Genomic DNA, 23,887 nt, shown 5'->3' with positions numbered 1-23,887 from the left:
GATTAATAACTTAAGCAAGTACGATAATTGGCAATATCACGGAAAAGTGGACTATCAACTTCAGAGGGGGGCAAAATTTCTCCAGTAATCCATGTGAGTAAATCACGATCATCAAAAGACATAATATACTCAAGCTCAGAGAGCGTTCTATCATTCATCCCAGTAATATGAGCATCGACATAATGTCCAAAAATGAGATCCATTTCACGAATACCGCGATGCCATGCACGAAAAATCAATCGACGACGACGAGCATCTAATTGATTTTTGTCAACGACAAAAACTGTCATAAAAAATCTCCTTGAATAAAGTAATATAAACTATTCAATTAGTCGTATAAAATTTTTACCTTGCTTTAAGGAAGTTCTATAATCTTTTGTTCTTTAAGTGTAATTCGACGATGCATTTGCTTAGCCAAAGCGTAATTATGTGTTGCAATAAGAGCAGAAAGACCAGACTGACGAACAAGGATAGATAAAGCTTGAAAGACATAAGCTGAAGTTACTGGATCAAGATTTCCTGTAGGTTCATCAGCCAAAAGAACCGAAGGGCCATTTGCTACTGCACGTGCAATAGCAACACGTTGTTGTTCTCCTCCCGATAACTCTGAGGGACGATGGTTCGCACGATGAGAAACACGCAGATACGTCAATAATTTGCGCGCACGATCTTCTGCTATAGATTTTTTTAATCCTGCTATCATTTGGGGTATCATGACATTTTCTAACGCCGTAAACTCTGGAAGTAAATGATGAAATTGATAAACAAAACCAATATCATTTCGTCTTATAGCTGTTCGCTCACTATCAGAGCGCTTTGCACAAGAAACACCCCGTAACATCACATCACCAGCTGTTGGTTTTTCTAATAATCCAGCAATATGAAGAAGTGTTGATTTTCCAGCACCAGATGGTGCAACAAGTGCGACAAGCTCTCCACGATTAAGAATAAAATTCGCTTTATCTAAAACAATGAGTGGCTTATGACTCTCGAAAAAGTGTCTTTCAATCTCTACAAGCTCTAAAATAGCTGTCATTATTCATACCTCAAAGCTTGTACGGGATCTAGCTTAGCAGCACGCCATGCCGGAATGAGAGCAGCAAGAAACGACAAGAATAAAGCCATCATAGCAACCAAGATGGTCTGTTTCCACTCAATTTGTGCAGGCAATTTTGTTAAAAAATAAAGTTGAGGATTAAAAACGTCGACATTAAATAACCAAGATATAAAATCTTGGATATGATTAATATTCGCGGTCGCGATAACACCTAAAACTAAACCCAATATAGTTCCAATAAAACCAATCATCATTCCTGTAATGATAAATATACGCAAAATCGCACTCTGTTGAGCCCCCATCGTGCGTAAAATTGCAATATCATGACTTTTATCTTTTACAAGCATAATCAGCCCTGAAATAATATTTAAAGCAGCAACAAGAACGATCAGAGAAAGAATGAAAAACATAACATTTCGTTCAATCTGTAAGGCTGAAAAAAAAGCCTGATTGCGTGTACGCCAATCAATTAAATAGACCTGTTGTTCAACTACTTTTTCTACAACAGGTTTTATTTGATCAACAGCATCAGGATCATTTAGAAATAATTCCAAAGACTGAACCTTATCTCCCAAATTAAAAAACATTTGTGCTTCATGGAGAGGCATAAATATAAATATTGAATCATATTCAGACATACCAACTTCAAAAATAGCAACGACTTTATAAGCTTTCACACGTGGGGTAACGCCAAAAGGAGTCTCATCACCATCTGGAGTAATAATACGAATATCTCTTCCAACTGTCAGTCCTAATTTTTCTGCTAAGCCACTTCCAATTGCAACACCTTCTTCTTGATCAAACCGAGAAATCGATCCTAATTTAATGTTTTGAGAGACTGTTTTAAGCTTTTCTAGATCTTGTTTGCGCATACCACGAACTAACGCGCCAGAGCCACCTTGAACTTCACCTTGAACAAGCGCTTGACCTTCAATAACAGGTAAAGCAAACTTCACACCATTTGTAGTTTCTAAAGAAGAAATAAGAGTCTTATAATCAGAGAAACCAGAATCAACTGTTTGAATAATAAGATGCCCATTCATACCAAGAATACGATTGAGAAGTTCTGTACGAAAGCCATTCATCACCGCCATAACAACAACCAGAGCAAATACGCCCAACATAATCCCAATAAGAGAAATAATTGAAATAACAGATGCAACGACATGTTTTTTATTGGGAATCATATAACGAAAAGCGATCATCCACTCATAAGATGAAAAGCATTTTTTTTTCAGCCTCTTCATAATATTTCCTATTAAATTATAGAAAGTTGGCTGAGCACATCTTCAACCTTTAGAGATTTTTTTATTCCTGTTTTTCGATCTTTAATTTCAACTTCATTTTGTGCAATACTGTTAGGACCAACAATGATTTGCGTTGGCAAACCAATCAAATCCATTGTTGCAAATTTTGATCCAGGGCGTTCATTTCTATCATCTAATAACGGATCAAAACCAACCTTCTTTAATCCCTGATAGAGAAACTCACATGCCTGTGTGCATTTTTCATCATCGGGCTTCATATTGATAATCCCAAAATCAAACGGTGCCATAAACTTTGGCCAAATAATACCATTTTCATCATGAGAAGCCTCAATAGCGGCCGCAACAAGACGCGAAGGCCCAATACCATAAGATCCCATAGAGACCACATGCTCTTTTCCATCTTGTCCCATAACTTTTGCTCCCATTGGAGCAGAATATTTAGTACCAAAGTGGAAAATATGCCCTACTTCAATACCACGCGCTGAAAGACGATTATGATCAGAAACTTTAGCCCACTCCTCTTCATTATGCATTTCTTCCGTTGCTGCATAAAAAGATGTCCATTGCTTAACAATATCATCTAAAACAGCTTTATCACTAAAATCGATTGAACTATCAGGAACGGTAAGTTCAAGAAATTGTTTATCACAGAAGATAGCACTCTCTCCTGTTTCAGCCAAAATGATAAATTCATGACTGAGTTCCCCCCCTATTGGACCTGTATCTGCACGCATAGGAATTGCTTTTAAGCCAAGGCGAGAAAAAGTGCGTAAATAAGCAACAAACATACGATTATAAGATGTTTCAGAGCCTTCATAATCAAGATCAAAAGAATAAGCATCTTTCATTAAAAATTCTCGTGCTCGCATCACACCAAAACGTGGACGAATTTCATCACGAAATTTCCATTGAATATGGTATAAATTAAGCGGAAGATCTTTATAAGAACGAACATAAGAGCGAAAAATATCTGTTACCATCTCTTCATTGGTTGGACCATAAAGTAAATCACGCTTTTGACGATCTTTAATGCGGAGCATTTCCAAACCATAATCATCATAACGACCGCTTTCACGCCAAAGATCAGCAGACTGAATTGTAGGCATCAATATTTCTATTGCACCCGCACGTTCTTGCTCTTCACGAATAATTTTACAAACTTTATCAAGCACTTTTTTTCCCAAAGGAAGCCAAGAATAAATCCCTGATGTTTGTTGTCGAATCATTCCAGCGCGCAACATGAAGCGATGAGAAACAATTTCTGCTTCTTTAGGATTCTCTTTTAAAAGTGGAAGGAAATATTGAGAAAGACGCATTGAAATAATTAACTCCTAATCAGATCTATCATATCGGAACAATTTATCACACCCTCTATTCATCTATAGCCGCATTCTGAATACTTGCAAATATAACGATCTTATCATTTAAAAATTTATTGTGCTTTATTCTCTATTTTTCTTATTTAGCAATAAAATAAAAATGCTCTTCTCTTTTTAAATAACGTAATAGGAAAGTTCTTTTATTTTGACCGATGTAAAAAAACTGTACAGATAGGTTTTTTTTGCCAAATTTCATGAACAGCCGCTCTTACTGCACGTCGTGTTGCCTCTCGAATAAGTTCATTATTTTTCTGTTTCATGCGTGGGATATTATAAACTGTATTTTCTACGATATCTAAAAGAATATCTTTTAAACTTTCCCCCTTTCCATTACTTTCAGGTAACCCGAATGTTGTTAGACCTATATCCCCTAATAATTCATGCTTACTATTTATATGGAGAGAAATAGTAACATGACCAGCATAACTTAGTTTACGGCGTTCACGAATCCCTAATTCATCTTCATCTCCAATTAAGCAACCATCCTTATAGATGCGGCCAACAGGAACTTGATCAATAACTTCTACAGGCTCTGGTGCAAGACGTAACATATAGCCATTTCTGATATCCATAACAGTTTTAATACCCGCTTGACGTGCTAAAGTTGCCTGAGCCTTAAGATGCATTGCTTCCCCATGTACAGGGACAAGTATTTGTGGCTTTATCCAATCATACATCTGTAAAAGTTCTGAACGACGGGGATGACCTGAAACATGAACAAGTGCATCTTCATTCGTAATAATTTTAATACCCAAATCAATGAAACGATTTTGTACCTCAATAATCGCTTTTTCGTTTCCTGGAATACTTCGTGATGAATAAATAACGGTATCACCAGCGGAAAGTGCAATATTTTTCATTCCATCACGTGACAGTTTAGCCAAAGCAGCACATGGCTCACCTTGGCTCCCTGTGACAATTAAAACAAGATCTTTTCGCGAGATGTACCCATAATCATCTTCCGTTACAAATGGTGCTAAACCATTCATATAACCAAGCTCTTGTGCAACCATAATACTTCGCTTAAGGGAACGCCCAATGACAAGCACCTTACGTCCAGCAGCTTCAGCTGCAAGAGCAATAGAACGTATCCGACCAATATTAGAAGAAAAAGTTGCTATCGCAACGCGCCCTTCAGCTTTAGAAATAATCTCTGAAAGACTGGCTTGAACTTGCTGTTCTGAAGGAGAGATACCATCCCGACATGCATTTGTGGAATCACAAAGTAATGCTAAAACACCTTTTTTGCCTAAAGCACGAAATCTTTTTTCATCGGTTACAGCCCCGAGTGAAGGGGTATGATCAATTTTCCAATCACCAGTATGAATCACAGTCCCCAAAGAGGTTGTAATTGCTAAAGATACAGATTCTGGTATTGAATGGTTAACGGCTATAGCCTCTACAGCAAAGGAACCTACCTGAAAACAATCACCAGCTTGAAAAATATTGAGTAAAATTTTTTGAGATTCAAAATCTAATTGTTTTTTAGTTTCCAATAATCCTGCCGTAAAAGGCGTACAGTAAATCGGCACTTGTAACTTTGGACATAAATCAAGAACGGCCCCATAATGATCTTCATGTGCATGTGTTAAAACAAGACCCCGTATATTGTGTTTTTCACTTTCTAGAAAACGAATATCAGGCAAAACAAGATCGACACCTGGTAATTCAGAACCAGCAAAACTAATCCCCATATCAACCAGCAGCCATTCACGAAGATATTGGGGACCAAATCCGTAAGCAGCTAAATTCATCCCTATTTCACCTACACCTCCCAGAGGTAAAAAAACAAATTCACATCTATTGGCTGCAACCATAAACATCTCCCAAATCATTAAGGTATCTGATGATAAAATAATTTTTCAATAACGGCCTGCATTAACAGAATCAGCCAAACCAAAATGAACATCCCCAGCTGTTATAATGGCTGTCTGACCGTCTTTTCGCTTTATGATGCAGTTAAAATCACTATCAAGACCATCAAAAATACCCTCAATGACTTTTTCATCATTCACCACTTTGACATGTTTCCCAAGATGAGCGGAATATAAAAGCCATTTTTTTCGGATTATTTCACATCCTTTTGGTTGTTTCCAAAGAAGGTAATTTTTAGAAAAACACTCCGTCAAAACCGTAAATAATTGTTCTGCATCAATACGCAACCCGATATTCTTTAAGCTTGAAGTGGAATAGGGCGCATCTTCATAATTATATTTCACATTTATTCCAATCCCAATAACCAAGGCATATTGTTGTGATGACAATTTTAAAATCTCAAGCAAAACTCCAGAGCTTTTTTCTCCTCTGAGCAAAATATCGTTTGGCCATTTTAAGCTCACAATATTGTTTGTCTGCTTTTCCTCTTTTATCAATTGTTTTATTGCCTCTGCCACACTTACTCCAGCAACAAAACCAAGTTGAGCCGCAGTTTGATGAACAATATCATCAATTAATAAAAGACTAGAATAAAGGTTCCCTTTTGGACTAGACCAAGTCCTCCCTCTTCTTGCTCTTCCCTGTGATTGTTCTTGTGCAACAATCCAAAGATTACCTTGATGACCAGTTTGCGCTTTTCGTTGCGCAATAAGATTTGTTGAATCAACACTATCGTACGCTTCAACAGTGTATCCCTGTTTTTGTGCAAAATCTGATAAAGTATAAACCATATTCATTAAAACAATGCTGTTGCTGCTTTTTCTGCTAGCTCAGCGAACCAAACTCCAAAAAGCGCGTAAAATAAAATAAAGAATACAGAAAGACCAAGACAAAATTGAAGCTCTTTCGATAAAGCAACAAAATGCGCTTTTGCATCATCAAACCACATAATTTTAATGACTCGCAAATAGTAAAAAGCCCCAACTACAGACGCTATCATCCCAACGACAGCAAGTGGCGTAAGTCCAGCGTGGACAGCAGCAGAAAATGTATACCACTTTCCAAAAAAACCAGCCATAGGAGGTATGCTTGCTAAAGAAAAAAGCTGTATTGTCATCACAACAGCCATAAACGGATTCGTCTTTGCTAACCCTGAAAGATCATAAATATTTTCAACATTTCCATTCTGAGAGCGCATTCCAAGAATAAAGGCAAATGAACCAAGCGTCATTCCAAGATAAATAGTCATATAAAGGATAACGCTTTTTATCCCAAGCATATCTCCAGCAGATAAACCAACAAGTGCATAACCCATATGACTGATCGACGAATAAGCCATTAAGCGCTTAATATTATTCTGACCGATTGCAGCAAAAGCACCCAGTATCATTGATGTAATCGCCATGAACACCAAAATTTGTTGCCATGCAGGCATCACGTTATCAACACGCCCTAGGGGAATAAAGGTCACCACAATAATACGGATGATTAAAGCCATTGCAGCAACTTTAGGGGCACCAGCAAAAAATGCTGTAATCGGTGTGGGCGCTCCTTCATAAACATCAGGTGTCCACATATGAAACGGAACAGCAGAAATTTTGAAAGCCAAACCAGCTAAAATAAAGACAATTCCAAAAATGACCCCCAATTGTACATTTTTGCCCTTTAAAGCAAGAGCAATTTCGTGAAAACCAATTTGACCGGTAAAACCATAAAGCAAAGAAATACCATAAAGAAGCAACCCTGAAGATAATGCTCCTAAAACAAAGTATTTTATACCGGCTTCAGAAGATTTTACATTATTACGATTAATCGCTGCTAAAACATATAAAGCTAAAGATTGCAGCTCTAACCCCATATAAAGCGACAGCATATTACCCGCTGAAATCATAAACATCATTCCAAGGGTTGCTAAAAGAACAAGTACTGGAAACTCAAATATATTAAACTTTTGTGCATTGGCAAAACCAACAGACATGATAAGAGAAAAGAGTGCACCAATAAGCATTAAAATTTTCATATAACGACTAAAGGAATCGATAACGAGCGCATTGGTTTGAAATGAACCATTTTTCGGAAAAACTATAAGAATAATAATGGTTGCCACAAGAAGTGCCATAGCTAAACCTGTCACTGTTAAAGAAGCACGTGTATTGGAATAAACACCAATCATAAGCAGCATGACAGCTCCTAATGCAATTAAAAGCTCTGGAAGAATTAAGACTAATTGCGCTATTATTTCAGTTTGCATGTGCATTCTTCCCTTATCTAGTGCAGTTTATTGATGAGGGTTTCTACGGAAAACGCCGTTGCCTTAAGAATAGGCGTTGGATAGATACCAAAGAATATTGTAAGAATAACCATTGGATAAAGGAGGAGTTTTTCTCTTAAAGAAAGATCTATTAATACTTTTAAATTCTCTTTATCCAAGGAACCAAAAATCACACGCCGATAAAGATAAAGGGCATAGGCTGCCGATAAGATAACACCTGTTGTTGCTAAAACAACAACCAATTTATTTACTTGAAAAACACCTATTAAGGTTAAAAATTCACCCAAAAATCCTGAGCTTCCAGGCAAACCAACATTTGCCATGGTAAAAATTAAGAAAACAACAGCATATTTAGGCATATTATTCACTAAACCACCAAACGCTGAAATTTCACGTGTATGCAAGCGATCATAGATAACCCCAACACAAAGAAACAATGCTGCTGAAACAATTCCATGGGATAGCATCTGATAAATAGCCCCTTGTATCCCCTGTTCATTCACAGCAAAAATACCCATCGTTACATATCCCATATGCGCTATTGAGGAATATGCAATAAGTTTTTTGATGTCACTTTGAACAAGTGCAACCAGTGATGTATAAATAATAGCGATAAGCGATAATGTGAAAACAAAAGGCGCAAAATCTGCTGAAGCGATAGGAAACATAGGTAAAGAAAAACGAAGAAAACCATACCCACCTAATTTAAGTAAGACACCAGCTAAAATAACAGAACCCGCTGTCGGTGCTTCTACGTGAGCATCAGGGAGCCATGTATGAACTGGCCACATTGGCATTTTAACTGCGAAAGAAGCAAAAAATGCAAGCCATAGCCATATTTGCATATGAGCAGGAAACTGATAATTGAGTAAAGTTGGTATATCAAGTGTCCCAGCCTCCCAATACATAACCATAAGAGCAACCAGCATAAGCACTGAACCAAGTAAAGTATATAAGAAAAACTTTATACTTGCATAAACACGACGTGCTCCTCCCCATACACCTATAATGATAAACATTGGAATGAGGCTGCCTTCAAAAAAAACATAGAATAGCATTGCATCAAGAGCACAAAAAACACCAATAATCGCAACTTCTAGAAGAAGAAACGCAATCATATAGGCTTTTAATCTCTCTTTAACATTCTCCCAACTTGCTAAAATACAGAAAGGCAAAAGAAAAGCCGAGAGAACAACAAAAAGAATAGAAATACCATCGACCCCCATATGATAGCTAATACCACCCCCTAACCAACTGGATTTTTCAACCATTTGAAAATTTTGGTTGCTAGAATCAAATCCTATCCAAATAATTAAAGAAATAATAAAAACAAATAGAGTCGTAAAAAATGCGACATTACGTATATTATGGCGTGCTACTTCACTATCATCTTTGATAAACAAAATCAGAAGAACACCAACAAGCGGCAAAAATGTAACCGTAGAAAGAATAGGCCAATCGGTCATTAGTTTACGCCCCCGATCATCATCCATGTAATGAGCAATGCAACGCCGATAAGCATTGCAAATGCATAGTGGTAAAGATAGCCTGTTTGCATTCGAACAACTCTATTTGTAATATCAACAACACGCGCTGCAATACCATTGGGACCTAGACCATCAATAATCTTACCGTCTCCCACTTTCCAAAGAAAAGAACCAATTCTAAAGGTAGGACGAACAAATAAAAAGTTATATAATTGATCGAAATACCACTTTTGGTAAAGAAAGTGATACACTCCTGGCATAATACGCGCCATTTTCTTGGGAAGAGAGGGAGCCACAATATAAAATAAATAAGCCAACATAAACCCAAGAATCATTGCTATAAAAGGCGACCATTTTACCCAATTAAAAACATGGTGAGCATCATGAAGAATATGATTATGGCTGCTTGTAAACAATGCTCCCTTCCAAAAAGCATTATACAAATCACCAAAAAAGTAAGGTTGGAAAACGACACCAGAAAATATTGCTCCAATAGATAAAAGAAAGAGTGGAATCAACATAACTGGAGGCGATTCATGAACATGATGCATCACATCAACTGTTGCCCGTGGTTTACCATGGAATGTCATAAAGATAAGTCGCCATGAATAGAAACTTGTTAAAAAGGCAGCAAAAACAAGAAGATAAAAAGCATATCCTGAAGCAATATTATGAGATGCAAAAGCAGACTCTATAATCGCATCTTTTGAGAAAAAACCTGCAGTCCCGAAAAGTGTTCCTGGAATTCCAACTCCGGTCAAGGCAATGGTCCCGACCATCATCATCCAATAGGTGACCTTTATATGTTTGCGTAACCCACCCATTTTTCGCATATCTTGTTCATCAGATACAGCATGAATCACAGAACCTGCACCAAGAAACAATAAGGCTTTAAAAAAAGCATGCGTAAAAAGATGAAAGACAGCAGCGCCATAAGCTCCAACACCTAATGCCACAAACATATAACCAAGTTGAGAGCATGTAGAATAAGCAATAACACGCTTAATATCATTCTGCACCAACCCCACAGTTGCTGCAAAAAACGCTGTTGTTGCACCAACAATAATAATCACGCTCAAAGCAGTTGAAGAAAGTTCAAAAATTGGCGACATACGCGCAATCATAAAAACACCAGCCGTTACCATTGTAGCGGCATGAATAAGCGCTGATACAGGGGTTGGCCCTTCCATTGCATCAGGCAGCCAAGTATGTAAAAGAAATTGTGCGGATTTTCCCATCGCACCAATAAATAATAAAAGACATGTAATGGTAATTGCCGTCTGCCCATCAAATTGCCAATCTAAAAATGTCATATTTTGTATAAAGCTCTTGTCGGCAGCTTTTGCAAAAATAGAGGCAAAATCAACCGATTGGAACAAAACAAAAATACTAAAGATTCCTAAGAGAAAACCAAAGTCTCCAACACGGTTAACTACAAAAGCTTTCATTGCGGCCTTATTAGCAGAATCGCGCTGAAACCAAAAACCAATGAGTAAATAAGAAGCAAGTCCGACACCTTCCCATCCAAAAAACATCTGAATCAAATTATTGGATGTGACCAACATAAGCATCATAAATGTAAACAAAGAAAGATAAGAAAAAAAACGAGACCTTGAAGGGTCATGGTGCATATAACCAATTGAATAAATATGCACCAATGCCGAAACACTGTTTACAACAATAAGCATGACAGCTGTTAATGCATCAACATGTAAAGCCCAATTAAAGCTTAAGTCACCAACAGTCATCCAATGTAATACCAATACATCAATCGCTGGAATATGACCAAGTGCAATACTGAAAAAAGCTATCCACGATAATATGGCAACAACAACCATAAAGCTACATGTTATCAATTCACTCGCACGATCTCCTATCGTTTTTCCACCTAGTGCAGCAATTAAAAAACCCAAAAGCGGAAGAAAGACAATCGTATAATACATCACTGGTTAGCCTTTCATTACATTAACATCTTCAACCGCAATGGAACCACGATTACGGAAAAAAACGACCAGAATTGCTAAACCAATGGCAGCTTCAGCAGCTGCTACGGTTAAGACAAATAAAGCGAATACCTGACCAACGAGATCATGAAGAAATGCTGAAAATGCAACAAAATTGAGATTAACTGAAAGCAATATAAGCTCAATGGACATCAAGATAATAATCACATTTTTTCTGTTGAGAAAAATTCCAGCAATACCAATTGTAAACATCAAAGCAGAAACAGTGAGATAATGTGTAATATCAATATACATCTGCATAGCCCCCCTTACATACCTTTGCCTGATTCAACTTGTTTGATTTCAATGGCACTTTCTACCGTTCTAGAAACTTGCTCCGCAATAGATTGCCGCTTTACTCCTAATTTATGATGAAGTGTTAAAACAATAGCTCCAATCATTGCAACCAATAAAATCATTCCAGCAATTTGAAAATAGAAAACATAATCCGTATAGAGAATATCACCTAATGCTTGTGTATTTGTTCGCTGCGCTAAATCTGGCATTGGTTGCGTAACATGCGTTCTCAAGACTGGAGAAAAATAGCTACTCATAAAAACAACAATCAATTCTACAGCGATAATAACACCAATAAGAGCTCCAATAGGAGCATACCGAAGAGTTCCACTCTTTAACTCAGCAAAATCAACGTCAAGCATCATAACGACAAATAAAAATAAAACAGCGACAGCTCCAACATACACAACAAGCAGAATAAGCCCTAAAAACTCTGCTCCTGCAAGTAAAAACAAAGCTGCTGCATTAAAAAATGCGAGGATTAAAAACAAAACAGAATGCACTGGATTGCGTGCTGTAATAACAATAACTGCACTTGTTAGCATAATAAAAGCAAACAAATAGAAAAATGCCGCCGCTAGATCTGTTAGCATAGGCTTCTCCTTAATTATTCAAACAATTGGTATAAACTTCATACCAGATTACAATTTATCGGAAAAATATCCGACACCTCATTTAACGATACACTTAACGATAAGGCGCATCCATCAATATATTTCGAGCAATTTCTCGCTCCCAGCGATCTCCATTCAATAAAAGTTTTTCTTTATCATAATAAAGTTCTTCACGTGTTTCCGTCGCAAACTCAAAATTTGGACCTTCGACAATAGCCTCAACCGGACAGGCTTCTTGACAAAAACCACAGTAGATACATTTAACCATGTCTATATCATAACGGACAGTTCTACGTGTACCATCATTGCGCCGTGGACCAGCTTCAATTGTAATCGCTTGAGCAGGACAAATCGCTTCACATAATTTACAAGCAATACACCGTTCTTCACCATTTGGATAGCGACGCAATGCATGCTCACCACGAAAACGCTGAGATACAAAACCTTTTTCATAAGGATAATTAATCGTGGGTTTTGGTGAAAAAAATTGACGCATAGCTAAGAAAAAAGCACTCACAAATTCCAATAGAAGAAGTGACTTTGCCGCCTGAATAAAACCTGACATCGTAAAATCTCCTCTTAAACGAAATCCGTAAACTTTAAAAAAGCAGCAGTTATCACAACCATTGCTAGTGAGAGAGGAAGAAAAACCTTCCAACCAAGCCGCATGAGCTGATCATAGCGATAACGTGGAACAAATGCTTTAACCATAGCAAACCCAAAAAATACAAAACAGACTTTTAAAACAAACCAAATGATACCAGGAACCCAATTAAGCCACCAAACATCTAAGGGAGGCAGCCAACCGCCTAAAAATAGAATGGTTGTTAATGCGCACATTAAAACAATCGCAACATATTCACCTAGAAAGAAGAGCATGTAAGGCGTTGAAGAATATTCTACCATATGACCAGCAACAAGTTCGGATTCTGCTTCCACCAAATCGAATGGAGGACGATTTGTCTCTGCAAGCGCAGAAATAAAAAATATAATAAACATTGGAAAAAGGACCAACCAATTCCAATCGAGAAAACTGTTAAAAGGAAGACCAAGAGTTGTACCAAGCCCGTGCGTTTGTTTAAAAACAATTGTTGTGAGATCTAACGAACCACTTATTAAAATGACAGTCACAAGCACAAAACCAATGGAAACTTCATAAGAAACCATTTGTGCCGCCGAACGAAGAGCTCCTAAGAAAGGATATTTTGAATTTGATGCCCATCCCCCCATAATAACACCATAAACTTCAAGAGATGAAATGGCTAAAATATAAAGCAAGCCAACATTAATCTTTGCAATCTCCCAACCCTCATTGACAGGAATAACAGCCCAAGTTGATAAAGCAAGTGTCGCTGAAACAAAAGGAGCCAAAAGAAAAACACCCTTATTTGCACCTGCAGGGATAATAGGCTCCTTAACAACAAATTTAATTAAATCTGCAAAAGACTGTAACAAACCCCATGGTCCAACAACGTTTGGTCCACGACGCAATTGTACCGCTGCCCAAATTTTTCTATCTGCATAAAGAAGATAAGCAACTAAGACCAAAAGAACGACCAAAAGAAGAAGTGTTTTTCCGATTATAATGAGTAATGGCAACAGCCAAGTCATAAAGAAATCATACATCATTATTCCTTTTCCTTTGCCTTACTTTACTGTTTGTGTAGCACGGTTTTTTGCAAGAGATGAACATTCAGCCATAACAGCAGAAGCACGTGCTATCGGATTTGTTAAATAAAAATCTTTAACCATAGAAGTAAATGCTTGACTCTCGAGAGAAACCATTTTTGAACCAAGCGCCTTAAGACCACTTATATCAGAAGGCACTATATCATCAACAGCACAAAGGTGTGGATAATCATTAAACAAGCATTGCCTTAATTGAGAAAGAGAATCAAAAGGGAGCTTTTGTCCTAAAATATCCGATAAAGCACGCAAAATAGCCCAATCTTCTTTTGCTTCACCTGGAGCAAAACCAGCCCGATTTGTCATTTGAACACGTCCTTCTGTATTCACATAAAGCCCTGATTTTTCAGTGTAAGCAGATGCAGGCAAAATAACGTCAGCAGCATGTGCACCATTATCACCATGGCTCCCAATATAAACTGTAAAAGCTTTTGTATTGGCTAATTCTACTTCATCAGCACCAAGCAAAAATAGAACTTCACAGGTTTTAAGTATATTTGCAACCCCAAGCTTAGAAGTAAAGCCTATGTCCAACCCTCCAACAATCGAAGCTGCATTATGAAGAACCCCAAACCCATTCCATGTCTCACTAAGAGCACCTATATTATCAGCTAATTTAGCAAGACTTTTTAAAACAGATAAACCTTCACTTCCTGAAACCGCTCCCTCTCCGATAAGAATAAGGGGCCTCTTCGCTTCTTTTAAGACATTAAAAAAAACATCCTCTCCACGAATAAGTGTCGTTAATGTATCACTCCCAGATCCAAGGTAAGAATAAGGATAACGTAAATCGACTTTCTCTCCAATTAATGCAATAGGAAAATTGCCCATCCGTTGGCGCTTTAAAATACGCGCATTTAAAACAGCTGCTTCATGACGTGGATTAGATCCCACAATAAGCAGTGCATCAGCCTGTTCAATACCTACAATTGTAGGATTAAAAATATAACTCGAGCGCCCAAACTCTGGCGATAAAGCCCCCCCTCTTTGACGACAATCAAAAAGCGTTGAGCCCAAAGAACTCAATAATGCTTTAAGGGCATACATTTCTTCAACAGAAGCAAGATCCCCCGCAATGGCTCCAATTTTTTCTGGAAAAATTTTAGAGATTACCATTTTAATTTTTGCAAAAGCTTCTGTCCAACTGACAGGTTGAAGCTTTCCATCTTTGCGTACATATGGCTTATCAAGCCGCTGAGTCCGTAATCCATCCCAAATAAAACGCGTTTTATCAGAGATCCATTCCTCATTTACATCTTCATTCGTACGCGGCATAATCCGCATAACTTCACGGCCGCGGCTATCAATACGGATAGCACTACCAAGCGCATCCATCACATCAATCGATTCCGTTTTTACCAATTCCCACGGACGGGCATGAAACGCATAAGGTTTTGAAGTTAGAGCTCCCACTGGACAAAGATCAATAACATTTCCCTGTAATTCAGATGTCATAGCTTTTTCAAGATACGTCGTAATTTCAGCATCTTCACCACGACCGATCAAACCAAGCTCAGAAATACCTGCAACTTCCGTTGTAAAACGAACACACCGTGTACAATGAATACACCGTGTCATAACAGTTTTGACAAGAGGTCCAATATATTTATCTTCTACAGCACGTTTATTTTCTGTATAACGAGAACAATCTCGTCCATAAAGCATTGCTTGATCTTGAAGATCACACTCTCCCCCTTGATCACACACTGGACAATCCAAAGGATGATTAATGAGAAGAAATTCCATAACACCTTCACGTGCTTTTTTTACCATCGGTGTATTGGTAAAAATCTCAGGTGCCTCACCGTTAGGCCCTAATCGTAAATCACGAACCCCCATAGCACAAGAAGCCTGAGGTTTTGGTGGACCACCCTTAACCTCAACTAAACACATACGACAATTTCCAGCAATTGACAAAGATTCATGAAAACAAAAACGTGGAATTTCTGCCCCAGCCGCCTCAGCAGCCTGAAGCAACGTGTAGTAATCAGGAACTTCAATCTCTTTGCCATCAACTTTGATATTTATCATCACCCATCCAACCTGCGGATAACCCACTTAAAATTTGCATTCGGTCGTTCTTAAAACAAAATCCTTTATTAAACCGCTTCTAAAGCAATATTTTTGCTTTGGACTACATTTCGCGTGTATTCATCAATTCTACGCTCGATTTCTGGACGAAAATTACGTATCAACCCCTGTACAGGCCATGCGGCAGCATCACCAAGCGCACAAATAGTGTGTCCTTCAACCTGTTTAGACACTTCAAACAAAAGATCAATCTCGCGTTTTTGCGCTCTTCCCTCAACCATACGCCCTAAAAGACGCATCATCCATCCCGTCCCCTCACGACACGGTGTACACTGACCACAACTCTCGTGCTTGAAAAAAGCAGCTATACGCCAAATTGCCTTGATAATATCGGTTGATTTATCCATAACAATCATTCCCCCTGTGCCAAAAGAAGACCCGACATCTCGCATCCCATCAAAATCCATGATCGCATCGATCATATCCTCACCACGAACGACTGGACAAGAAGCCCCCCCTGGAATAACTGCTAAAAGATTATTCCATCCACCACGAACACCACCCGTATGTTTTTCAATTAATTCACGGAATGAAACACCAAGAGCGTCTTCAAATGTACAAGGTGCATTAACATGCCCTGAAACCATAAATAATTTCGTTCCAACATTATTTGCTCGTCCGATTGATGAAAACCACGAAGCACCCCGCCGCAAAATCGTTGGAACAACGGCAATAGACTCTACATTATTTACTGTTGTTGGACAGCCATAAATCCCCATATTGGCAGGAAATGGTGGTTTAAGCCGAGGTTGTCCCTTTTTTCCCTCAAGACTTTCAAGAAGAGCTGTTTCTTCACCACAAATATAAGCACCCGCTCCATGATGAATAACAATATCACAAGCATGCCCATATTTCGTTTTTTTGCCAAGTAAACCCGCATCATAGCATTCATCAACCGCAGCTTGAAGCGCTTCACGTTCACGAATATATTCACCACGAATATAAATAAAAGCAACATTGGCTCCCATAGCAAAAGTAGCGATTGCACATCCTTCAATCAAAGTGTGGGGGTCATGACGTAAAATATCACGGTCTTTACAAGTTCCAGGTTCAGATTCATCGGCATTGACAACCAAATAATGAGGACGTCCATCATTCTGCTTTGGCATAAAGGACCACTTCATTCCAGTAGGAAAACCAGCACCACCACGACCGCGTAAACCCGATGCCTTCACTTCATCAATGATCCAATCACGACCTTTGTCAATCATTTCTTTCAGACCATTCCAATGCCCACGCAACATCGCAGCCTTTAATGATTTGTCTTTTAAACCATAAATATTGGTGAAGATACGATCTTTATCAGCTAGCATACCCCACCTTTTTTTCTATTACCCATAGCATTTTCCGCTTTTCCTCAAATGCAATTTTTAAATATCTTTTCAAGATTTCTTACTTTTCGTTAAATGTTGCCATCATGGGTAGAATAATAAAATATTTTCTCAAGAAAAATACTTAATTATGTTCCCCATTCTTTCCTATCCTTTTTTGGTGAAGACTTGAGAGATCTTTTTTTCTTTCTCATCATCAATAAGAGAAGTTAAACCACTAATCGGTTCCGACGATTTACGACTATTTTGCGGACCAACCTCTATCTCAGAACCCTTACCTGCTTCAAATGCATCAATAATTTCTTCAAGGCGTTCAGCTGTAAGATCTTCATAAGTATCTTTAAAAATCATAACCATCGGAGCATTCACACAAGCACCAAGACACTCCACCTCTTCCCATGATAAGGTTCCATCCTGATTGGTCGCAAAAGGTTCATGATGAATTTTTTTCTGACAAACTTTAATCAATTCATCAGAACCACGTAACATACAAGGCGTTGTACCACAAACTTGAATATGCGCTTTTGTTCCAACAGGCTTAAGCTGAAACTGAGTATAAAAAGTAGCAACTTCTAAGACACGGATATAAGCCATGGAAAGAATCTGAGCAATATGCTCAATCGCAGCACGTGTCACCCAACCATCTTGCTCTTGAGCACGCATTAATAATGGAATTACAGCAGACTGCTGACGCCCTGCAGGATATTTTTTTATGGTATTTTTTACCCATATCTGATTTTCTTTTGTAAAAGAAAACTCAGCCGGCTGATAAACATCATCTGCAAGACGGCGTACGGACATTAGCGATCAACCTCCCCAAAAACAATATCAATCGAACCCAAAATAGCTGTAGCATCTGCTAACATATGACCTCTGGTTAAAAAATCCATAGCTTGGAGATGAGCAAACCCAGGAGCACGCAACTTGACACGATAAGGCTTATTGGTTCCATCAGAAACAAGATAAACACCAAACTCACCCTTCGGAGCTTCCACAGCAACATATACTTCTCCAGGAGGTGTATGAAAACCTTCCGTATAGAGTTTAAAGTGATGAATCAGTGCTTCCATCGAGCTTTTCATTTCACTCCGCGTCGGTGGTACAATTTTGCGATCCAAGCTCGAAACCGGTCCATTTTTTTCAGTACTCAGTAAACGTTCCACACATTGGCGCATAATTTTCGCTGATTGACGCATTTCTTCCATACGAATAAGATAGCGATCATAACAATCGCTATTTTTACCTATAGGAATATCGAATTCCATTTCATCGTAACATTCATAAGGCTGACTTTTACGCAAATCCCATGGAACACCAGCTCCACGAATCATAACCCCAGAAAAACCGCGTGCCCAAGCTTCATCAATACTTACAACGCCAATATCCACATTACGCTGCTTAAAAATCCGATTTGGGGTCACAAGCGCATCAAGTTTTCCGAGAGAAACAAGAAATGGATCAATAAAATCACCAATATCTTCAACTAAAGATTCTGGTAAATCTTGATGCACGCCACCAGGACGAAAATAATTTGCATGAAGACGAGCACCACAGGCACGCTCATAAAAAATCATCAATCTTTCACGTTGCTCAAATCCCCAAAGCGGTGGTGTTAAAGCACCAACATCCATTGCCTGTGTCGTTACATTAAGCAAATGATTAAGAATACGCCCAATTTCAGAAAACAAAACACGTATTAATTGCCCTCTTTTAGGAACTTTTATATCTAATAACTTTTCAATAGCAAGAACAAAAGCATGTTCCTGATTCATAGGAGCAACATAATCCAAACGATCTAGATAAGGACCAGCTTGGAGATAAGTTTTTGTTTCCATTAATTTTTCAGTACCGCGATGCAACAACCCAATATGTGGATCTACACGCTCAACAACTTCACCGTCCAGCTCCAGAACCATGCGCAAAACCCCATGCGCGGCAGGATGCTGCGGACCAAAATTGATATTAAAGTTTCGAACATTGACCTCAGCCACAATCAACCCCTTGCTTTTTAAAAAACTTCATATCAAATATCAAAAAAATCTATCACGCTAAAAAATATTTAATTATTTAAGAAATACAGTACCCTAATATAATGCCTTATCAAAACCAATATTATTTTTTTTCATCTGCTTTCCCATCACATGGCAAAGTATACTGTCCTCCTTCCCAAGGAGAAAGAAAATCAAAATTACGCATCTCTTGGCGCAAAACAACAGGCTCATAAATCACCCTCTTTGCTTCATTATCATAACGGCATTCAACAAATCCTGTCACAGGAAAGTCTTTGCGTAAAGGATATCCTTCAAACCCATAATCTGTTAAAATCCGTCTCAAATCCGGATGTCCTGAAAATAAAATCCCATACATATCATACGTTTCACGTTCATACCACTCTGCGCCAGGATAAACCGTACAAGCTGAAGCAACAGGAGTATTTTCATCCGTACGAACTTTTACACGTAAGCGTAAATTCTCACGAGGAGATAACAATTGGTAAGAAACATCAAAGCGCTTATCGCGAGAAGGATAATCCACACCACTAATGTCTGTAAGATTAATAAATTGACAGCGAGAATCATCACGAACAAACATTAAGACATCGATAATTGCATCAAGACGTGCCACAATGGTCAATTCGCCAAAAGCAAGAACAGTCTCTTCAAGCTTATTTTTTAATTTGTTTTCCAAATAAGCAGCAAGCTCAACCAATGTTTCATCCACCATGACAAGAAAACTCTCTATCGCTCTATGGATCCGGTACGACGGATTTTTTTCTGTAGCAACAATATGCCGTATAATAATGCCTCTGCTGTAGGTGGACACCCTGGGACATATATATCGACAGGCACGATACGATCACATCCCCGCACTACTGAATAGGAATAATGATAATATCCCCCACCGTTTGCACATGATCCCATAGAAATCACATAACGTGGCTCTGGCATCTGATCGTACACTTTTCTTAAAGCAGGAGCCATCTTATTTGTCAGAGTACCTGCCACCACCATCACATCTGACTGGCGGGGTGAAGCTCGTGGTGCATATCCAAAACGCTCATTATCATAATGAGGCATTGAGCATTGCATCATTTCGATAGCACAACAAGCCAAACCAAAACTCATCCACATTAAAGAACCGGTACGTGCCCAAGTAATCAAAGCATCTGCCGAGGTAACTAAAAAACCCTTATCTGATAATTCAGCATTGATATCACGAAAAAACTTATCGTCAGATCCTATCAGCCCACCAGTATTTGGATCAATGATTCCTTTTGGTTTTGGAGCCTCAATCGTTGAATTATTAGATCTTAATTCCATTCAAGGGCTCCTTTTTTCCATTCATATATAAATCCAATAGTCAAAATCGCTAAAAACACAATCATCGACCAAAAGCCAAACATACCTATTGATTCGAATGAAACAGCCCAAGGAAAAAGAAATGCAACTTCAAGATCAAAAATAATAAATAAAATTGACACCAAATAGAAACGAATATCAAACTTCATGCGTGCATCACTAAATGAATTAAACCCACATTCATAAGCCGATAATTTTTCAGGATCGGGGGAACGATATGCTACAATGTAAGGTGTAATCAACAAAACTCCAGCAATAACCGCTGACACAATAATGAAAATCAAGACTGGCAAATAAGAGCTCAATAAATAAGCCATAACCCTCTTCCATCGTAACGAAATGCCTGAGTTTAACACAATGATTCAAGATTGCGAGACCAAACAGACAAATTTAACAATCGCTCTATTAACTCTACTCATACTGCTTTTAAGGCATACAGAGCGATACTTTTCTTATCGGCATAGGTAACGCAGAGCAAAGAAAGACGCAAGCCCTATTCTTATAAACCATATAAAAAGAAAGAAAAAACATATTTATTCCCCAATCAAACACTCCACTACATTACTCATAGCATATGGATATTTTAAAAAGGAAATTTCATAAGGAATCACGAAATGGCGCGAGTGACGGGGCTCGAACCCGCGACCTCCGGCGTGACAGGCCAGCACTCTAACCAACTGAGCTACACCCGCGCATTTTTTTCGAACCAATTTAATTTGGTACAAGCGGTCGTGTAAGGGGTTCATGCGTTCATGTCAAGAAGGATTATGCATTTTTAAAAAAAATTATCAAATCCCATCTTTATTCTTGCGTTTAGAAAAATTCTTCCTTAAATAGTCTCCATTCAATTGCTGATCATTGCATTGGGCGATTAGCTCAGCTGGTAGAGCGCCTCGTTTACACCGAGGATGTCGGGAGTTCGAGTCTCTCATCGCCCACCATATAGCTTTATATTCCTATTAAGTTTTTGAAATTCATATCTTTTTTGCTGCGAGGGATGCCTTAATAAAGTTAGGGGAATAGGGTTTTCACTATTTCCTTTACAAAGCGTATTCTTTTTGCCAGCTTTCTCTAACAATTTTTTAATAGTTCTAAATCTTTTCTTGTGAAATAATGTTTATCAGTCTAGCAAACATACCAACAGCTTCACATCTAAATGTATCAGAAGACTTTATAGTGAAACTTTTACAACAAGCATCCGATTCTCTTCTCAAAATTTCTGCTGCCTCTTGATCTAAACCATAAAGCTCTATGATCTTTTCCTCCAGTCCTACAGGAACAGATTTTTTGCTAATCTCGACAGAAGATAAAAATCCTACAGATATGTCTAATTTCTTAGCCATATCTAAGAGGCGTTCGGAGTGATCAATGCGAAGTTTCCGTAAAATTTTACCAAAGGGTGTTAGCATTTAAATAAAACGCGTAAGGGTATAAGCTTTACGGCATAAACTGAGAAAATTATCCACCAATAATATGTTTCACGCAATCAGCAATGTGATTTACTTTCTTTGCATTAGCAGCAACTCCATTAAATTTTTTTATAATCCAATCAGCTCCTGTTCCAAGGTGTGTAATCCATGTTTTTTGAACAATAGGCTCAACAGCCCTCACAGTTTCTTCAGGAGATATAGTTAATTCCAGAAATCTTTCACAAACAATTCGAGGCGCTTCAAAATCATTTGCTTCATTACGTACGGTAAACAAATTATCCAAATTATCGTCGTTAATAAGATAAGGGGAATGCGTCGAATAAATTACTTTATTGCCCTTTATGCTCGATAAAGTTTGTAAGGAGCTTAATATTTTTCTCTGTGGATGAATATGTAAATTATTTGCTGGCTCATCCAATAAAAAAATTATTCCATTTTTGCTTCTATGCCTGCGAACTTCTGTAAGGACTTTAAAACAAAAAAACCAACGAAACCCTTTACTTCTCTCATGTAAATAAAAAAGAGGTTATTTACTTTAATTTGTAAACAATAATCTACAAAACCACTATTAGATTTTTCTATTATACAATCATCAAAAAGGCTCTTCCCTTCAGTAATATCCACCCAACCTTCTTTCACTACTGACTTCAAATAACCATTGATCAATCCTATACGCTGCTTAACAGCATCGTTGTCATCACAATTAACAATATCTTCCTGAAAACTAATAGCAAGATTTTTTTCTTATTTTGTTCACGATGAGATGTGCCATAGCGCCATGTACACTTATCGCTCGCATCTCCAAGACAAGTATGGGGACTTATGGGATTCATGACCACTCTCCACCATTCTGTCAAAACGTTACTACCAGCAGGTATTGTCTCATAAGTATAGCCATTGCCGCCAATAATTCTGCTTACAAAGTCATATCTATGCCCATCAAAGCCAACAGTGGTTTGTTTGCCATCACTCACATAACCTAACAGACCGGATGCAACTAAAACATTAAAGGCTGGTCCATAGAAATTGATATTCGTGTTGTCGGCTATACCGTGAACACCTTCTTGTTTGAAAGAATTCAGCATATTTCCCAATGTCATTGTCCCGCGACTATGTCCATAAAGTTCTAATCCTGTAAGACCATAGCTATACATCAAATCTTTTGCTTCTTGTGTGGAATTGGTCAAACCCCAAAAGTTATTTTCCATAAACTTCTGATAGCCCGCGACTAGAAGTTCTGAGATAGCAGAATCGGCTTCTGGGAACACAACAAAATAAAGCGGTTCATTTTTATTCTCCGCATGTTGAACCGCATAAACAGCGGCTTCCTCTGGTGGAGTAAAGATGCCATTAAATGCTGCTTTTCTTCATCCGTTAAATAATGTGCGTGAGGTATTGGTTGTCCACGAGCGTCTTTGATATACTGTCCATTTTCATCTTTTTTATAGATTATATTGCCCTTTTCATCACGGTCGACAACGGCGATGGGGTGCTCTTTGATAAACATGGTTTTATAGGAGTCATCGCTGTATTTAAATCCTTCTTCCAACAATTGCGTTGCCATTTCACGGTTTTCATGGACGATTTGTTCCAGCTTGCCTACATCGAGCTGTTGTACACCCTTATGGGCGGTGGCAGTATCACGATTAAGGGAGGCTATGGCTTGCTCAACATCTTGCCCTGTCAATGCCTTCTGCCCTGCTTCATCAGTAATGACGATAGTGCCATTGCTGATAGC

Annotated in this window: 22 protein-coding genes, 2 tRNA genes and 3 pseudogenes; 1 reads left to right on the top strand and 26 read right to left on the bottom strand. The window is 38.2% G+C overall.

Annotated features, from left to right (window positions below; all coding sequences use genetic code 11):
* Positions 1 to 2: 2 nt before the first annotated feature.
* The 21 genes and pseudogenes from ACFIKX_RS08100 to ACFIKX_RS08000 all read right to left on the bottom strand — a co-directional run bounded on the left by ACFIKX_RS08100 (position 3) and on the right by ACFIKX_RS08000 (position 21,411).
* On the bottom strand, positions 3 to 290 hold the full coding sequence (locus tag ACFIKX_RS08100) for a succinate dehydrogenase assembly factor 2 (protein WP_273791268.1): 288 nt from the start codon (positions 288 to 290) through the stop codon (positions 3 to 5).
* A gap of 65 nt (positions 291 to 355) precedes the next feature.
* Positions 356 to 1,036: an ABC transporter ATP-binding protein gene (locus tag ACFIKX_RS08095; RefSeq protein ID WP_273791269.1), complete on the bottom strand. Its 681-nt coding sequence runs from the start codon at positions 1,034 to 1,036 to the stop codon at positions 356 to 358.
* Positions 1,036 to 2,304, bottom strand: coding sequence for a lipoprotein-releasing ABC transporter permease subunit (locus tag ACFIKX_RS08090; protein WP_375628078.1), 1,269 nt, complete (start codon positions 2,302 to 2,304; stop codon positions 1,036 to 1,038). Before ACFIKX_RS08090 ends, ACFIKX_RS08095 begins: the two co-directional genes overlap by 1 nt.
* Before the next feature lie 11 nt (positions 2,305 to 2,315).
* The gene (gene proS / locus ACFIKX_RS08085) at positions 2,316 to 3,641 is read right to left on the bottom strand and encodes a proline--tRNA ligase (protein ID WP_375628076.1); all 1,326 of its coding nucleotides are present in this window, start codon (positions 3,639 to 3,641) and stop codon (positions 2,316 to 2,318) included.
* 203 nt (positions 3,642 to 3,844) lie between these two features.
* Positions 3,845 to 5,521 carry a ribonuclease J gene (locus tag ACFIKX_RS08080; protein ID WP_375628074.1) on the bottom strand — a complete coding sequence of 559 codons (1,677 nt, stop codon included), beginning with the start codon at positions 5,519 to 5,521 and terminating at the stop codon, positions 3,845 to 3,847.
* A gap of 45 nt (positions 5,522 to 5,566) precedes the next feature.
* Positions 5,567 to 6,376 carry a biotin--[acetyl-CoA-carboxylase] ligase gene (locus ACFIKX_RS08075; protein ID WP_375613451.1) on the bottom strand — a complete coding sequence of 270 codons (810 nt, stop codon included), beginning with the start codon at positions 6,374 to 6,376 and terminating at the stop codon, positions 5,567 to 5,569.
* Positions 6,376 to 7,830, bottom strand: coding sequence for an NADH-quinone oxidoreductase subunit NuoN (nuoN, locus tag ACFIKX_RS08070; protein WP_375628072.1), 1,455 nt, complete (start codon positions 7,828 to 7,830; stop codon positions 6,376 to 6,378). The genes ACFIKX_RS08075 and nuoN overlap by 1 nt, the downstream gene beginning before the upstream one ends.
* A gap of 17 nt (positions 7,831 to 7,847) precedes the next feature.
* A complete protein-coding gene (locus ACFIKX_RS08065) occupies positions 7,848 to 9,317 on the bottom strand; it encodes an NADH-quinone oxidoreductase subunit M (RefSeq protein ID WP_375628157.1) in 1,470 nt (489 codons plus the stop codon).
* Complete coding sequence (gene nuoL / locus ACFIKX_RS08060) at positions 9,317 to 11,281, bottom strand: NADH-quinone oxidoreductase subunit L (protein WP_375628070.1); 1,965 nt, start codon at positions 11,279 to 11,281, stop codon at positions 9,317 to 9,319. The genes ACFIKX_RS08065 and nuoL overlap by 1 nt, the downstream gene beginning before the upstream one ends.
* Positions 11,282 to 11,287: 6 nt before the next feature.
* Positions 11,288 to 11,596, bottom strand: coding sequence for an NADH-quinone oxidoreductase subunit NuoK (gene nuoK, locus ACFIKX_RS08055; protein ID WP_273791275.1), 309 nt, complete (start codon positions 11,594 to 11,596; stop codon positions 11,288 to 11,290).
* Between the two features lie 14 nt (positions 11,597 to 11,610).
* Positions 11,611 to 12,231, bottom strand: a complete 621-nt coding sequence (locus tag ACFIKX_RS08050) for an NADH-quinone oxidoreductase subunit J (RefSeq protein ID WP_375628068.1) — start codon at positions 12,229 to 12,231, stop codon at positions 11,611 to 11,613.
* 94 nt (positions 12,232 to 12,325) lie between these two features.
* Complete coding sequence (nuoI, locus tag ACFIKX_RS08045) at positions 12,326 to 12,817, bottom strand: NADH-quinone oxidoreductase subunit NuoI (RefSeq protein ID WP_273723184.1); 492 nt, start codon at positions 12,815 to 12,817, stop codon at positions 12,326 to 12,328.
* A gap of 14 nt (positions 12,818 to 12,831) precedes the next feature.
* The gene (nuoH, locus tag ACFIKX_RS08040) at positions 12,832 to 13,878 is read right to left on the bottom strand and encodes an NADH-quinone oxidoreductase subunit NuoH (RefSeq protein ID WP_375628156.1); all 1,047 of its coding nucleotides are present in this window, start codon (positions 13,876 to 13,878) and stop codon (positions 12,832 to 12,834) included.
* Between the two features lie 21 nt (positions 13,879 to 13,899).
* Complete coding sequence (gene nuoG, locus ACFIKX_RS08035) at positions 13,900 to 15,969, bottom strand: NADH-quinone oxidoreductase subunit NuoG (RefSeq protein ID WP_375613455.1); 2,070 nt, start codon at positions 15,967 to 15,969, stop codon at positions 13,900 to 13,902.
* A gap of 68 nt (positions 15,970 to 16,037) precedes the next feature.
* Positions 16,038 to 17,342: an NADH-quinone oxidoreductase subunit NuoF gene (nuoF, locus tag ACFIKX_RS08030; RefSeq protein ID WP_375613456.1), complete on the bottom strand. Its 1,305-nt coding sequence runs from the start codon at positions 17,340 to 17,342 to the stop codon at positions 16,038 to 16,040.
* 146 nt (positions 17,343 to 17,488) lie between these two features.
* Positions 17,489 to 18,161, bottom strand: a pseudogene (nuoE, locus tag ACFIKX_RS08025) (NADH-quinone oxidoreductase subunit NuoE).
* Positions 18,161 to 19,351, bottom strand: coding sequence for an NADH-quinone oxidoreductase subunit D (locus ACFIKX_RS08020; RefSeq protein ID WP_375613457.1), 1,191 nt, complete (start codon positions 19,349 to 19,351; stop codon positions 18,161 to 18,163). The pseudogene nuoE and the gene ACFIKX_RS08020 overlap by 1 nt, the downstream one beginning before the upstream one ends.
* A 121-nt stretch (positions 19,352 to 19,472) precedes the next feature.
* A complete protein-coding gene (locus ACFIKX_RS08015) occupies positions 19,473 to 20,084 on the bottom strand; it encodes an NADH-quinone oxidoreductase subunit C (protein WP_375613458.1) in 612 nt (203 codons plus the stop codon).
* Between the two features lie 14 nt (positions 20,085 to 20,098).
* Entirely contained in the window at positions 20,099 to 20,680 is a 582-nt protein-coding gene (locus tag ACFIKX_RS08010) for a NuoB/complex I 20 kDa subunit family protein (RefSeq protein WP_375606831.1), read from the bottom strand.
* Positions 20,671 to 21,036 (bottom strand): NADH-quinone oxidoreductase subunit A, encoded by a 366-nt coding sequence (locus ACFIKX_RS08005; protein ID WP_005773599.1) that lies wholly within the window; start codon positions 21,034 to 21,036, stop codon positions 20,671 to 20,673. Before ACFIKX_RS08005 ends, ACFIKX_RS08010 begins: the two co-directional genes overlap by 10 nt.
* Positions 21,037 to 21,334: 298 nt before the next feature.
* Positions 21,335 to 21,411: transfer RNA gene (locus ACFIKX_RS08000), tRNA-Asp, on the bottom strand.
* Between the two features lie 173 nt (positions 21,412 to 21,584).
* On the opposite strand from ACFIKX_RS08000, the gene ACFIKX_RS07995 reads away from it, so the two are divergent.
* Positions 21,585 to 21,660: transfer RNA gene (locus ACFIKX_RS07995), tRNA-Val, on the top strand.
* Between the two features lie 116 nt (positions 21,661 to 21,776).
* Here ACFIKX_RS07995 and ACFIKX_RS07990 read toward each other — a convergent pair.
* The 5 genes and pseudogenes from ACFIKX_RS07990 to ACFIKX_RS07970 all read right to left on the bottom strand — a co-directional run.
* Positions 21,777 to 22,128: pseudogene (locus ACFIKX_RS07990) on the bottom strand (XRE family transcriptional regulator); the annotation flags it as partial.
* 49 nt (positions 22,129 to 22,177) lie between these two features.
* A complete protein-coding gene (locus ACFIKX_RS07985; protein ID WP_375628066.1) occupies positions 22,178 to 22,567 on the bottom strand; it encodes an AAA family ATPase in 390 nt (129 codons plus the stop codon).
* Between the two features lie 8 nt (positions 22,568 to 22,575).
* Positions 22,576 to 22,815 (bottom strand): hypothetical protein, encoded by a 240-nt coding sequence (locus tag ACFIKX_RS07980; protein ID WP_375628064.1) that lies wholly within the window; start codon positions 22,813 to 22,815, stop codon positions 22,576 to 22,578.
* Between the two features lie 2 nt (positions 22,816 to 22,817).
* Positions 22,818 to 23,357 (bottom strand): filamentous hemagglutinin, encoded by a 540-nt coding sequence (locus ACFIKX_RS07975; RefSeq protein ID WP_375661238.1) that lies wholly within the window; start codon positions 23,355 to 23,357, stop codon positions 22,818 to 22,820.
* A 20-nt stretch (positions 23,358 to 23,377) separates the two neighbouring features.
* Positions 23,378 to 23,887 (bottom strand): annotated as a pseudogene (locus tag ACFIKX_RS07970) (hypothetical protein); the annotation flags it as partial.

This window comes from Bartonella sp. CM86QHHN, assembly GCF_042194695.1.
Taxonomy (GTDB): domain Bacteria; phylum Pseudomonadota; class Alphaproteobacteria; order Rhizobiales; family Rhizobiaceae; genus Bartonella.
The sequence above is the reverse complement of the archived record's forward strand: the minus strand, read 5'-3'. Positions and strand labels throughout refer to the sequence as shown.